Raw genomic sequence first — 12,806 nt, 5'->3', positions numbered from 1 at the left:
ATCTTACGAACCCGCTACCCCATACCCCCAGCGTTCAGCGCTCAGCGGCCCTTCGAAACCTCCTCACCGGCTTCAGCTTCTCTTTCTTCTCGTAGGCTTCTTCGGGAAGATAGTCGACCAGCTCCGAAAGGTTCTTGAACGTGATGAATTTGAATGGATCTGGAAGCCCGACGACTGTATCCAGAGCCGCCTCTCTATCCAGAAGCCTTATCTGAGTTGGAGCTTCATCGCTAGCGTATTCATAGTCATTTAGCTCAACCTTTCCTATCCCTTCCCTGTCTATGAACTCATCCGCGAGCTTCTTCATCTTCTTCGCCCCTTCCTGAAAGGCGACTGTCTTCTGAAGGGTCTTCTTCAAAGAGTCACTGTCACTTATCGTGAGATCCTCTCCAAGCTTCTCCATGAGAGGACAGAGTGAATGATACAGGCAGTAGGAGCAGTGATCTCCGGCTTCGGGCGAAAAGTCGCTCTGAAGAATCTGGTTTATCCAGGCATAGAGATTGATTCCCGCCTCTTCGAGGTTCTCTTTCGTTATCTCTTTCGAGAAGGAAGCCCCCGCAGAAAGAGAGACCCATTCTATCCTGCCTATGTTATATCCCCCTCTCGATAAGGCCCAGGCGTATATAAGAAGCCTCTCCCAGTCGGGATCGCCAAACCCCGCCTTGAAGTGACAGAGGGTAAGAGCCTGGTTGACCGTCTCAGGTCCTCCGTCATCCGAAAGACCAAGAAAATCAGATTCAAAGCTCCTTACAGCTTTGTCGGCGAACGGTGAACGGACATCGGATGACGTTCCCTGATCATCATTTCCTCCATTTGAATTGAATTGTGATCTTACGAACCTGCTACCACCTGTCTCCGACCCCGGCGCAGTGTAAAGACACTGCGCTATGCCCCTAAACACGACTTCTGGTTCGTCGAAGGGTACCGGATTGGAGAATCTGTCCAGAGCGAAGGGGATATTGAGGGCAAGAACCTCTTTGCTCTTGAGGAATTGAACTCCGAACTCTATCTGCTCCATATCCCTCTTGAGGTTTTCTCCAAAGAGCAATGGAGTAGGAGAATTACCGAGATAAGCGTTGAACACAGCCCTCAAGATGAGACCGTTATGTTTTCTTCCCTCTCCCTGAGCTTCTGGCAGGCCTTCAAAATAACGGAGATAGAACCTGTGAGGGCATTCCACGAAGGCTTTGATTCGGGAGTAGGATAAGGGGAACGGGTGACGGTTCTCCGTCAGCCGTTCTCCGTTCTCCGATTTCTCAGGAGCTAATTGCCTGGAAATGTATGGACAAGAGAAATTCTGTCCTATTCCTGACGCTTCTTCTGCGTGAATTGCCGAAGTAATATCACTGTTGCAAAAAGGGTAAACAGAATTAGACCTTTCCCGCCTGAAAGTGGTAGTATTTAGTTGCGTGTTGTTACATTTGTTTCTTGAGAGCGGGTCTCGTGCAGGGGATCCGTTCTCGTTTTTTACTGCCGGATTCATGGTGTATCACCTCCCGGTTCCCTTGTGTGTCTTCCTATTCGGTTGCCTTTTAATAACCCTGTTCTCGTTAGTCATACTGTGCCTCCTTCATGTTAGTTCTCTCAGAACGTTCTCATATACCCCTATGTCATATCCGAGACTGTAGAGATACATGATATCCTTGTAGCCGGGAAAGCGGGAAGTTCTCGTGAAACAGGGAAAGATCCTCTCCACCGGAACCTCGAGAAAACGGGCAAGCGTATCCGCTTTCTGGAAACAGGGAATTATCCTTCCAAATTCGACCTCGGAGATATACTTCTGGTCCTTCCCGATCACCTCTCCAAGCTCCCTCTGGCTAAGCTGCTTCATGATCCTCTCATCGCGCAGGTTGCCCATAAATCACCTCCTCTCTGCATGGAAGCAGTTCATTCAGAACTCTATTTTCTGAATGCATCGGCTTCGAAGCCTTCGATATACTTCAAATCATCTCTTCATATTCATGCTGATATTACCGGACTGTCTTTAGCTTTGAAACGCAGTAGTATGCTTGAAACTTGAACGGACTTGTTTCCTGTGCAGTCAGGAATTCCAATGTCATTCTACGGGGACAAACCTGAAGTTGAGTTCTTCAAGAAAGAAACCCTTAAACAAAGAGAACAAAAGATAAAAGCAGTTTTTTCAAAACTATCCATATTTTGAAGAACCTCCATAAGCTCCGTAAGTCAATCAAAACAGGTTGTATATATTCTATCTCATTCCCATAAATGCTGTCAATAACTATTCATGAGCTTTTCAGTATTGAGAGACCGGAGCGATTTTCAAATACAGCTTATTATTCATGATTATTGCTGATTAGATCGGATTATTTTCTTTGCTCGATTTCTTTGATTCTATTTCTTGTTCTTTCATCGATTTTATTTCGTTTTTTGTGTCGAACCGCTCTTAGAATTAACGGCCGTCACTCTCGAGAAACGAGCCTTTGCTTCCACATTCTGATTATACATTCCCGTAATTCCAGAGCCAAAGTCAGGTGTTTTTCACCTGAGCTTGGAGATTTTTGACCCGGTGATATATATTCATCTCACGTGGCCACGAATAAAAAACGGAGGTTGCGGGAACGTGGTAGCGGGTGGGTAAGATCTTTCAAACCCCTAACCCCCCTACCTCTGACCCCGGTCTCTAGATCAAGGAGGAATTTTCATGGGACTTGGCACAACTGTAATGGTAGTAGGAACTGAGAAGGCACTCTCGATCACCTGGGATACAGGTGTTATTGAGGACGACAAACCAGTCCTCTCGAGGCAGACTCTCAAAGTCGATTCGGCAATGACTGCGCAGGAGGCTTATGACGCAGCCTATAACATCGCAGGCCTCACCGATTACATCATCGCCGATATCAAGCTAGTTGAAACCCAGACCCTCGGACCGATCGATTAAGAGACTGATGTAAGAGGGTAGAGGCTGGAGGTTTGAAGTTGGGAACTTCTTACCTCTGACCGGTGAAACAATGTAACCGTAGGCCGTAGTCCGTTCGCCGATTAGGATCGAAAATGCAATGCCACTGCACTTTATAGCTCTTTCGGAGGACGGATAACGGTCAACTGAGAACCGTTACTCGAAAGGAGGAACTCACATGAGAAACCTGAGCGTTAGGTGGTACGATTCAGCCGCGAAGAAGTCCAAGGGCTTCTACATAAAGGAGCCCAAGGCGAGTCTCACTCAATCTGAAGTCGAGACTGTGATGGGAAACCTCATAACTCTGAAGGTGATCCCTTCAAATTATGCGGTTGACTACGCGGCAGTGATCGATACCCAGAAGAATGAGTTGTTTAATCTGATCTAGAACCGTCCATCGTCCAAACCCGAGGACCCGTCCGGCGTCCTTGGCTCCGGGTGGCTGAGCCACCCGGGTTCTTCAGTCTGGAGATCAACCTGTTAAGCATCTTATGGAGTCTGTTCGCCTGATCCTTTATCTGACTGAAAGTCTCTTCATCTATATATCCAAACATCTTCGAGAGTTCGAGCTGTGTCATTGCTTCTCTGAGATAACCCTTTGCCAGGAAGAGAAACTGCACAAACTCCTTCTTGTACTGACGGCCTGATCCTTCGGCGATATTAGAGGGAACGGAGATAACGGCTCTCCTAAGCTGGGAAGAAAGGCCGAATTTCTCGAAGTCAGGGAAAGTGGAGACAATCTGATAAACGTCGTAGGCAAACTTCATACTAAGCTTATAGACATCTAGATTCTGATAAGAATCGGCCATTAAGACCACCTCCAGAGAAATGATAGCTCAAAGATGCTCTCAGTGTCTATCCAAGGACGAGGGACGGGTTCACGATCCTGGACGAAGGACGAAATCAACAGGAGGTAGTTATGGATTTCATACGACAATTGATTTCTCTAATAACCGTCTTCGCAAGTTATGTGGAGAGTCCCGGCAACGGGGCTGAGAAGAAAGAGAAAGTGAAACAGATGATAAAGGACGCGCTTCCGGATGAAGAATGGAAGATCGATCCAGAATTCTTCGACTTCATCCTGGACGTCTTGATTGACCTAGTCGTCATGTTCCTGAACAAGGGCCTTTGGAAGACGGCGATGAAGGTGTTGGTGAATTAAGAAGCTTCACATCGAAAAATATTTTCATATGGACAGATTCCGCTTCCCCAAGTGGCCACTAATGGCTAATCAAGTTCAGATGAAAGGTTTTTTCTATGAGCCCCAGATTTCCGGGGCTCTTTGCAGTTATTTTCGCTCGTTATCAGGCCTTTCATGACTTTCTGGATTTCTTAATTATGAACTGATGCTTATGAATAAACTACAAGGAGTAAGCATGAAGCAGTTGTCATGACTAATAACTTGGAAGACTGGCTAATACTTATTCTGCTATAGTAAGTCAGTTTGGTTGAATTTGGTTTTTACTGTAACAATGATTATAATAATTTGGGAAGTGTGCGGCTTTCATTAGTACTTGTTTGGGTATCAGTACCAAAAGCGGTATTAGAGATTGTTGTTCCTGAGGTGAAGTATGGGTTACCCAATAACAAGTTACACAATCATCAAAAATCTATCCCGTCAGAGAAAAACGGGTCAGAAGGAACTTGAATATAGATACGTTAGGGAAGCTCTCCGAGATTTCAAGCTTTTTGCTTTCATTCTGTTCGATCCGGAAATAGATGCAGAGTTTGGAGCGTTTTTGGGAAACATCTTCGAATCTCTCGATAGAAGAAGTGGCAAAGATCTTCTTTTCTTTGCTCTTGTGGATCCACCGGAGAACTGGATGAAGAAAGCAGCTGCAAGAGAATATTACTCAGCAATTCAGCAGTATGACGCAGTCGGTGTATTTGAGAAAGACAATACTATCAGAACCAAAGAAGCTTCCAGAACAGTTAAGCTTATCTGTAGCACCCTTGGTTTAGATTACAATGATCTTCCACTGATTGTTGTTACGGAAGACTTCGCTTACAGATCTTTTCGAGCCATTAAGACAAGTACTCAATCAATCAAATCACAGCTGATTAATCTTGGCTTGATTGCCAGCATGGACTGTCAGGAAAGGAAGAGGCTCCGATTAATAGATGAAGGCTTTAAAGAAGAGAAAGTAGTGATTGACTGGAAGAGAGAATTCAAATCTCTTGCTGATTTGTTGAACGGTCTAGTTAGTTGCCTAGCAGCGGTTAACTGTCAGAATTATCATGTAAGGAAACAGGCTCAAACAGAGACTGTCAGTCTTTTGCACTCAGGGTTTGCACAGCTTGACCGGATAAAACAAGGGCTAAGCAGAAATCCTAGTAATGAAAAGAACTTTGTCAGGACTATCGAGGATTTATCTATAAGTATCTCCAATGCAATATCAACTCTATGCTCTTATACAGATGAGTCCCAAACAGTGGCAATCGATGAGACTTACCTTGATTGGCAGTCTTCTCTTTGGCTCCATAATGCGCAGAGAGTTAAGGATTTCTTTCAGAGCGGCGCATGTATATTTTTGGACTCAGCTTACCCTGATTTGAGTACTCAATTTAAGCCTGAATACACCCCTGTTTTAATGCCATTCGCGAAAGTGTTCGAGAACGAGATCAGGCTATCGATAGTTCAGTGGCTGAGAACACTCCTGGATAATCCGATAGAAATGCCCACGTTTTTCAACAAGCTGTGTACGGAACCGGGGGTAAGCGGAGTACATACGTTTGGAAGAAGAGCTGTCAATTTCAATACTAAATATTGTGGAGCGTGGAGACCGCCAGAATTAGGAAAGACAAGATTATCATTCGTTCACAGAGTTACACATGAAGCAAGAATACCCCCGCACTTCACAAGAGTGGAACTGAATGTTCTTAGCGAGGAGTGGGAGATAATTCTAGAAGAAAGAAATAGGGCTGCCCACACCAACTTGATTGTCATAGAAGACGTATCTAGGATGGAAACAAGCTTAAATAGGCTTTCGAGCAAAAGTGTGTTCCAAAGCTTCGCACAGCTGAAGAAAGATCTTTCTGGGCAGTGAGAATGCTCTAAATGACTATATCGGGAGATGGCATCTGAATCAGCTAGAAATCGGAGGTAATTAGAATGGAGGAAAAGTCGGCGATTAGTTCTGAAAATGGCGTTTTTACGAATGCAGAAGACGTTCGGACGGAGTATAGTTCATTGATCGCATATCACAATGACATAGTAACGCACACAGATTCAGCTTGTTGGGGATTTTTGTTATGCAGTCGGTCTTTTTGTTAGAGAATCGATGGGGCTTAAAGAATCAGCATTGCTGTTAGCCATTACCATTGGTATGTATTTTGCAGAAAGGCGCAACAGAGTTCTTTTCACACAAATGAGCAAGAGGGCAATGGAAATTGAGAGACTTCACTGGAATCTCAACAGAAGGGATAGTCAAGATTTGTCATTGCCCCTATTCTCTAGGTTTCGCATAAACGAATTACCGGAGGAAATAAAGAAGTCTCTTCCAGAATCTTTGAAGGAGGAGATGAAAAAAACTAAGAACCGCTCTCTTAAGCGGATAACTTCTTCCCACTCAAGGGGTCTTGATTTAGTTTATGGAAGCATAGCGCTGTACGCAATATTTAGCATTGTGCAGGCACTCCTGCCCTGAAACCGTTCAAGCCAAGTCATTCTTAAGTAGAAATGCAAACGAAGAAAAAACTGCGAAAATAGTTAAGATGTTGTTATTCCCGCTTTGTCAGCTTTCACAATGAGATAATTGACAGATGCAGAGCAAGAGACCAGCATGAAGCGTGCGTCTTCTTGAAATACCTCACTCTTACCATCTGTGAAGGCGTGCCTTATACCTTGTTCATCACTTGTATATCCGTATAGATTGAGCAATCCTGATTTTAGGGCCTTATGAAACGGGACTAACCCCTTTTTGTCTATGGATTCTAGTGCTTCGCCAAGAGTTGCTTTCGGATTACCACAGATGATTTTGCAAAGAGATTCTACAGCACTTATTGATTCCTTTATCGAATTCCGATAGTCAGGATCATGCTTTCTGGAGAAGAATTCCAGAGAAGTTTGGAGATGCTTCTTAACACCGTTCAGTAGATCTGCTAGGCATATTGCACTTTCTATCTCTTCGATCTCTGCATCATCTACTATTGGAGTTACACAGGTGTCAATAATCCTGTATCCCGACAGATTGCTTTCAAGAACGTTATTCAACTTGTTCTTAAAAGCCCTAAGATGGAACTTGTAGCGGGAATCTTTGGCAATCCAGTCAAGCATGAACTCTATGAGATCATATACTTCATGCCACTCGAGCCTGTAGAAGAGTTTTTTGAGAGACACAAGGTAATTAGTGCTGTCTCTTGGCATTTCATCAAGTGGCAACTTAAAGAACGACTTCCAGAGTTCAGTGAATAATTTTTCGTCTGATGAACTCATGACTAAGTATTCGTAATGAGTATAAAGAACCCCAGTAAACTCGGCATATACTTCGTTCCACAAGGCATTTCGCAAATCGTCATCCATGGAATCGGTCTGAATATCTACCTTTGGTTGCTTGTACCCATATCTTTCAGAGAATGGTTTCATTTTTCACCTCTCCAGTCTTTCAAAATCTGTATTTCACACTCCCAGAACAACCTCATAGTCAAGAATCTTCTTTCGCTCTTTCCAGCCGGGCATGTGTGTACTCAAGAACTCGTAAAATTCTCTATTGTGCCCCGCATAGATGAAATGCACTAGTTCATGGAGCATTACGTATTCTATACAGGGTTTCTTGGCTTTGTAGAGATAATAGTTCATCGTAATGATTCCCTTCTTTCTGTTGCAGCTTCCCCAGAGTGTTTTCATCTTTCTGACCTTTATTGTGGGCCTTTGGTATCCATACTTACCGATTATTGGGTAGAGCTTATCAAGTAGACTTTCATAGAGGCACTTCTGCTTTTTCCTTATCCAGACCTCAAGTTGTTTTGAGAGCGTTTCCTCATCCTTTGGATCTGGTGTGTAAATGAAGAGCTTCGCGTCTTCCAGAATTACATTCTTCTGCCAGGATTCTCGAACGATAATCATGATTTGCTCTCCTAGAATCCTTACAGTGACCCCGCTCTTTATAAAATTCAGTTTATCGTTAGCATTACTCTCTCTGAAAAAGCCTAGTTTACCTTCAATCCATTCTCGTTTCTTCTCTACAAACTTCTCGATCCACTCAAGGGATACCCCGTGAGGCGCCGAAACTGAAACCTCTTCGTTGGGGAAGACTTTCAGTCTCACGTTTCTCATCTGACGTCTTGTAACGGCAACTTCTATTTCTTTGTTGTTATTGAGCTTCAAAGTTATCATTTCCATCAGTACCTCTTCTTTGCTACGATAAGTAGTTTGTCTAGAATAAGATCTACGATATCCGTTGAAATCTTTAATCCATGCGCTTCAATGAAATCGAAGATTAGATCGTCGAGTTCCGCCATGATCCTCTTGTGCACTGTTACATTGTCACGCCAATCAATTTTCGTATTTCCGGTTATTGCCCGTTTTATTCCCTGGGAGAGAATGGCAATATCCTCTTCGATTGCTTCGTTCGCTTTTAGTCCTGAGTGCTCCTGTAACTCATGTAGCACTGTACTGTAGAAGGCTTTCGAGTCGCTGTCGTTGTCTATCCGTGCAGGATATGACTTTCCAGATCGACCTTCTCGGAGATCTTCGGCCAGCTTCTCCATATTTGCGAGGTATTTCTCAGTGTTCCTTTCTTCTTCGTATCTGCGAATTGTCTCTTTTATTCTCTCCGAGAACTCCATGTATATTGCTGGGTCATCGTGTTCTCTCGAGCTTATCTCCGCTATCATTCTGGTCTTTATGGCATCGGCTTTTGACTTGCTGTCAGCAAGCGATTTGAGTTGCTCATCCATTTTCGCTTTGTACATTATGTCAAGCGGTTCCTGTACAGTCCAGGCATCATTTGCCATCACGTATTTGTTCAAAAGGTTCTTGATCTTGTCGTCGTATTCCTTTGTGCTCATTTCTCCACTATCATCATGAATTAAACTGACGGAATTTCTAAGTTTAGTGAAGAAGAGCAGCTCACGCCTATACTCCTCTGCTTTCTCTACTCCGACGAAGTTGAAGAACTCGTAACTCGAAAAGAGAAGATCGACCATCTTTGAGTACTCTTTGAGCCTTTCGTAGAATTCTTTCCGGAGATCGTCTTTCTCAAGACATTCCTGCCAAACGATAGTCCGTCTCTCATCAATTGGGATAGAAGGAAAAAGATTGAGAAGGTTATCTCTCACTCTAAGCAGTTCTCTGCTGTTTTCCTGAGGCCCGCTCAGGACATCTCTTATATCGTCCTTATCGAACTGATTCATCCCTGACTTTTCATCTGAATAGAGGTCTAGCGCACCGTGAAGCTTCTTGAAGATTCCATAGTAATCGACGATGAGCCCGAAGTCCTTCCCAGGATAGACACGGTTAACCCTTGCAATTGCCTGCAAGAGGTTGTGATCCCGCATGGGTTTGTCAACGTAAAGAACAGCCGCTATTGGGGCGTCGAAACCCGTAAGAAGTTTATCTTTCACAATGATGAGCTCAATATCATTGTCTTCTCTGTTGAAGGTGGTTCTTACGTATTCTTCGTATGTCTCCGAATCACCGTGAAGGGGGATCACGATTTTGCTGAAGAAGCTATTTATTTTCTCTCTGCTCGAGTTCGAAAGATCATCGTCATCGCCCTCCCTGGTATCCGATGGGCTTATTACTACCGCTGAGTTGAGATCTCCGAGACTTTCGAGTTCGTGATACATATCGATCGCAGAAGCTCTGGAGGAGCAAGTCAGTATCGCCTTGAAGCCTTTTGGCCGACAATAGTGTATGAAGTGTTCGTACACGTTCACTGCAACCATTTCCAACCTCTTTGTTGTATGTGAGAGATGGAAGAATGTACTGTACTTCTTCTTGAGTTTCTCTTTCTCTTCTTCGCTAAGTGGGGCGGTGACGTATTTGAGAATCTCATCAATCTTCGCGTTAGAAATTCCCTGAGGTATTATTCTTCCTTCATACACAAGCGGAACAGTAACCCCATCGCTGATTGCGTCCTCCATCGTGTAAGAATCTATGAGGGGTCCGAATTTGTCATAGGTGTTCTTCTTTTCCTCTTTGATTAGTGGTGTTCCCGTGAAGGCGAGTTTTACTGCATTCGGAAGCACCACGTTCATATATGTATTCAGTCTCCCGTAGTGGCTTCTATGACCTTCGTCGATAATCAGAAATATGTTCTTGTTTTCTTTCCTGAAGTTCATCTTTATGGCTGTCTCGAATTTGTTAACTATGGTAGTAACTACAGTCTTTCCGTCGTCCTTTATGAGAGATACCAGACCACGGCCCGTAGTTGCCCTTGTCGGATGCATCTTCGTGTTGCTGAAGTTTTCAAGTATCTGCTTGTCGAGGTTCTTCCTGTCAGTAACGAGTATGAAACGTGGATTCTCGAAATCTTTGTCACGCTGGATCATTTTGACGAGCATAATCATGCTTATAGTCTTTCCCGAGCCCTGCGTATGCCAGAGCACCCCGTTTTTTGTTCCCTTGCCGTCCTTCATTTTGATCCTGTCCATGCATTTCTTGACTGCGAAGAACTGCTTGTACCTCGCTATCTTCTTTATATTGGCGTCGTATATAATGAAGCTTCTGGTAAGCTCCAGCAACCTTTCTCTTGACAGAAGAGAAACTGCTGCTCTGTCTTGCTCTACTATCTTTCCATCAGGGGAGCATTTCTTGCAGAGTTCTTCCTGCCAGTCCTTCTGCTCTTCCTTCCATCTGCTGAAGTGCTTTTCGGCTGTTCCACATGTGCCATACAAAAACTCGTTCGAATTGGTTGCTATTACAATTTGAGCGAACTTAAATAGGTGGGGTATGTAATCAGGGTGCCAGTTTCTGATGTTCTGTCTTACTCCCTCGATTACATCTACACTTGACTTCTTACATTCTATAACTACAAGGGGGATACCGTTGACAAGAAGCACAATATCCGGCCGTGCAAACTTGCCGTTTGGCCTCTCTACTTCGAACTCGTCAGTTACCTGCCAGATATTGTTTGCAGGGTTGTCGAAGTCGATGTACTTGATATCGAAAGACTGCATCGCTCCGTCTGGAAGAGTCTGCTCCAGGCTTTTTCCCATGCAGAGAAGATCATATATGACTTTACTAGTCATCATTAGGCCGTTGGTGATGGGAGCGTCTAGCTCTCTAATAGCCTTGCCTATGGACTCACTTGAAAAATGTAGCTTCTCCCCCTTGTAATCAAAGATCTGTCTTCCGAGAAACTTGACCAGTTCGTCTTCAAAAATGACCTTAGTCTTGCTTCCGCGTTTCTCTTCGGCCACGGCCCTTGGAACGTATTCATATCCCAGCTTCTGGAGGAGCTTTATCATCCTCTCCTGGCTCTCCGGTCTTTCGTTGAAGATTCTGTGGTCAAGCATGAGCTCACCCCCGGCTTCAGTTCTCTGCATTAACCCTTACAATACCTGTTAGAAGTAGCTGCATGAGTGATTTTTTCTTTAGCTCCCATTGTTCGAGGTCTTTGTTCAGTAGATCAATCTCTGTGTCAGCGGTTGAGAGAATTTCGGCGATTCTAATTTGCTCAGCTATTTCCGGCAAACATATGGATAGAGATCTGAAATCTGTCTTATTGAATTTCGGTTGAGCTGAAGTACCTTTGATCTGGCTCAGTTGTGACTGACCAATAGAACTCGAAAGAAAGTAGTAAACCCAGTAATCATCTTGATTTGTTCTCAGTAGAATCGCATTAGGACCCAAAGTCATTGGAAGCTTCAAGCTTGGCGCCCTAAACACAAAACCGCAACGCGCTCCTACATTTGCTATTATGATATCGCCCGGTTTAAGTACTGATTTTCTCAAGAATTGATATGAATACATATCAACATACACAAACTCACCTTTGTAGTCATTGCTATGATCTTCCAATCTGAGAAGCACTGCATAATCTTGCTTTCTCAGATATTTGACGTTAGCTCTTAATGAAGCAAAACTTCCGTTTGCCACAAAATCGGTTAATGTAGAAATTATTCTTGACATTTGGAAAACCTGCCATTCCTCAGGAATAATACCAAGAATGCCATTTCTGTCGTATCCCTGAGGAACTTTCCCCCTTCTTATCTGCTCGATTCGTTTCTTGAGTTCTTCGTATGGGGTCCCGTTTTCAATATCCTTGACGCGGATCATTCCTGTTAGCAGCGTCTGCATGAGCCACTTCTTTACCTTTTTCTTATCTTCTATCAGCTTCTTCTTCAGGTCGATAACCCTGTCGCAAGTTGACAAAATCTCTGCTATTCGGTTTTGCTCATTAGTTTCGCAGAGTGGAAGACAGAAGTTCTGTACTAGACTTTGATTTATATTTGGCTGTGCAGCTCCCGCGGAGATCTTGACAAACGCTTCTCTATTAAACGTGATTTGATAGAAAATATACTCAGTATCATATGATGAAGACGGAAAGATGCAGCAACATGCTTGATTTGTAGTCGAGTTTTCATCTAGTATAGAAGCTTTACCAATTGTTGCTCCATACATAGCAAGGATTATACTCCTCTTGGGAAAGACAGGCATTCCACACAGCGCTAATGCTTTAGGAGTTATCTTCTCTTCACTGTTACTAAGGTATTTTGTGAGAAGCTCTCCTGTTTTGAACCAGTTCAGATTTCCACCCTGATAGAATTCGGAATGTCTGTCCCTATCAGGTGTCTTGCCACTCTTTGTTTTTGCGAAGTCTTTGATTTTGTTCAATGACCACGATTCAGGAAAAATTCTACCACCGATTCTTTTATACCCCTCAGGCACCTCTCCCCGCCTGATTTGCTCTATCCGCCTTTTAATATCATCCCTCATTGCAGC

The 12,806-nt window shown here is 43.8% G+C and carries 12 protein-coding genes; 5 read left to right on the top strand and 7 right to left on the bottom strand.

Annotated elements, in window-relative coordinates; all coding sequences use genetic code 11:
- Positions 1-34 precede the first annotated feature (34 nt).
- The gene (locus V512_RS10060) at positions 35-1,483 is read right to left on the bottom strand and encodes a PD-(D/E)XK nuclease family protein (RefSeq protein WP_099830340.1); all 1,449 of its coding nucleotides are present in this window, start codon (positions 1,481-1,483) and stop codon (positions 35-37) included.
- A gap of 87 nt (positions 1,484-1,570) precedes the next feature.
- The gene (locus tag V512_RS10055; protein WP_099830339.1) at positions 1,571-1,858 is read right to left on the bottom strand and encodes a helix-turn-helix transcriptional regulator; all 288 of its coding nucleotides are present in this window, start codon (positions 1,856-1,858) and stop codon (positions 1,571-1,573) included.
- Between the two features lie 804 nt (positions 1,859-2,662).
- Here V512_RS10055 and V512_RS10050 point away from each other — a divergent pair.
- Together V512_RS10050 and V512_RS10045 are read left to right on the top strand one after the other, a co-directional pair.
- Positions 2,663-2,899, top strand: coding sequence for a DUF1659 domain-containing protein (locus V512_RS10050; RefSeq protein ID WP_099830338.1), 237 nt, complete (start codon positions 2,663-2,665; stop codon positions 2,897-2,899).
- A gap of 196 nt (positions 2,900-3,095) precedes the next feature.
- Positions 3,096-3,305, top strand: coding sequence for a DUF2922 family protein (locus V512_RS10045; protein WP_099830337.1), 210 nt, complete (start codon positions 3,096-3,098; stop codon positions 3,303-3,305).
- Here V512_RS10045 and V512_RS10040 read toward each other — a convergent pair.
- Positions 3,292-3,726 carry a four helix bundle protein gene (locus V512_RS10040; RefSeq protein WP_243392377.1) on the bottom strand — a complete coding sequence of 145 codons (435 nt, stop codon included), beginning with the start codon at positions 3,724-3,726 and terminating at the stop codon, positions 3,292-3,294. The genes V512_RS10045 and V512_RS10040 overlap by 14 nt on opposite strands.
- A 110-nt stretch (positions 3,727-3,836) precedes the next feature.
- Here V512_RS10040 and V512_RS10035 point away from each other — a divergent pair, with 110 nt between their 5' ends.
- The 3 genes from V512_RS10035 to V512_RS10025 all read left to right on the top strand — a co-directional run bounded on the left by V512_RS10035 (position 3,837) and on the right by V512_RS10025 (position 6,564).
- Positions 3,837-4,079, top strand: a complete 243-nt coding sequence (locus tag V512_RS10035; protein WP_099830336.1) for a hypothetical protein — start codon at positions 3,837-3,839, stop codon at positions 4,077-4,079.
- A gap of 409 nt (positions 4,080-4,488) precedes the next feature.
- A complete protein-coding gene (locus tag V512_RS10030; protein ID WP_099830335.1) occupies positions 4,489-5,964 on the top strand; it encodes a hypothetical protein in 1,476 nt (491 codons plus the stop codon).
- Between the two features lie 234 nt (positions 5,965-6,198).
- Positions 6,199-6,564, top strand: a complete 366-nt coding sequence (locus V512_RS10025) for a hypothetical protein (RefSeq protein WP_099830334.1) — start codon at positions 6,199-6,201, stop codon at positions 6,562-6,564.
- Positions 6,565-6,626: 62 nt separating this feature from the next.
- Here the strand turns inward: V512_RS10025 and V512_RS10020 are convergent, their stop codons facing one another.
- From V512_RS10020 to V512_RS10005, 4 genes are read right to left on the bottom strand one after another with little or no spacing between them, the layout of a single operon-like run.
- The gene (locus V512_RS10020; protein WP_099830333.1) at positions 6,627-7,502 is read right to left on the bottom strand and encodes a hypothetical protein; all 876 of its coding nucleotides are present in this window, start codon (positions 7,500-7,502) and stop codon (positions 6,627-6,629) included.
- Between the two features lie 33 nt (positions 7,503-7,535).
- Complete coding sequence (locus V512_RS10015; protein WP_099830332.1) at positions 7,536-8,258, bottom strand: SprT family zinc-dependent metalloprotease; 723 nt, start codon at positions 8,256-8,258, stop codon at positions 7,536-7,538.
- On the bottom strand, positions 8,258-11,377 hold the full coding sequence (locus tag V512_RS10010) for an HsdR family type I site-specific deoxyribonuclease (RefSeq protein ID WP_099830331.1): 3,120 nt from the start codon (positions 11,375-11,377) through the stop codon (positions 8,258-8,260). The genes V512_RS10015 and V512_RS10010 overlap by 1 nt, the downstream gene beginning before the upstream one ends.
- Positions 11,378-11,393: 16 nt before the next feature.
- A complete protein-coding gene (locus V512_RS10005) occupies positions 11,394-12,800 on the bottom strand; it encodes a restriction endonuclease subunit S (RefSeq protein WP_099830330.1) in 1,407 nt (468 codons plus the stop codon).
- Between the last annotated feature and the right edge of the window lie 6 nt (positions 12,801-12,806).

It is taken from the genome of Mesotoga sp. Brook.08.105.5.1 (genome assembly GCF_002752635.1).
Taxonomy (GTDB): domain Bacteria; phylum Thermotogota; class Thermotogae; order Petrotogales; family Kosmotogaceae; genus Mesotoga.
Note: the sequence above shows the minus strand (reverse complement) of the source record. Positions and strands in the feature narration are given on the sequence as shown.

Coding starts and splice junctions, on each gene's coding strand:
- V512_RS10055 (WP_099830339.1), bottom strand. CDS start 1,858: ATGGGCAACCTGCGCGATGAGAGGATCATGAAGCAGCTTAGCCAGAGG.
- V512_RS10035 (WP_099830336.1), top strand. CDS start 3,837: ATGGATTTCATACGACAATTGATTTCTCTAATAACCGTCTTCGCAAGT.
- V512_RS10010 (WP_099830331.1), bottom strand. CDS start 11,377: ATGCTTGACCACAGAATCTTCAACGAAAGACCGGAGAGCCAGGAGAGG.
- V512_RS10005 (WP_099830330.1), bottom strand. CDS start 12,800: ATGAGGGATGATATTAAAAGGCGGATAGAGCAAATCAGGCGGGGAGAG.
- V512_RS10045 (WP_099830337.1), top strand. CDS start 3,096: ATGAGAAACCTGAGCGTTAGGTGGTACGATTCAGCCGCGAAGAAGTCC.
- V512_RS10040 (WP_243392377.1), bottom strand. CDS start 3,726: ATGGCCGATTCTTATCAGAATCTAGATGTCTATAAGCTTAGTATGAAG.
- V512_RS10030 (WP_099830335.1), top strand. CDS start 4,489: ATGGGTTACCCAATAACAAGTTACACAATCATCAAAAATCTATCCCGT.
- V512_RS10015 (WP_099830332.1), bottom strand. CDS start 8,258: ATGGAAATGATAACTTTGAAGCTCAATAACAACAAAGAAATAGAAGTT.
- V512_RS10060 (WP_099830340.1), bottom strand. CDS start 1,483: ATGAATCCGGCAGTAAAAAACGAGAACGGATCCCCTGCACGAGACCCG.
- V512_RS10025 (WP_099830334.1), top strand. CDS start 6,199: ATGGGGCTTAAAGAATCAGCATTGCTGTTAGCCATTACCATTGGTATG.
- V512_RS10020 (WP_099830333.1), bottom strand. CDS start 7,502: ATGAAACCATTCTCTGAAAGATATGGGTACAAGCAACCAAAGGTAGAT.
- V512_RS10050 (WP_099830338.1), top strand. CDS start 2,663: ATGGGACTTGGCACAACTGTAATGGTAGTAGGAACTGAGAAGGCACTC.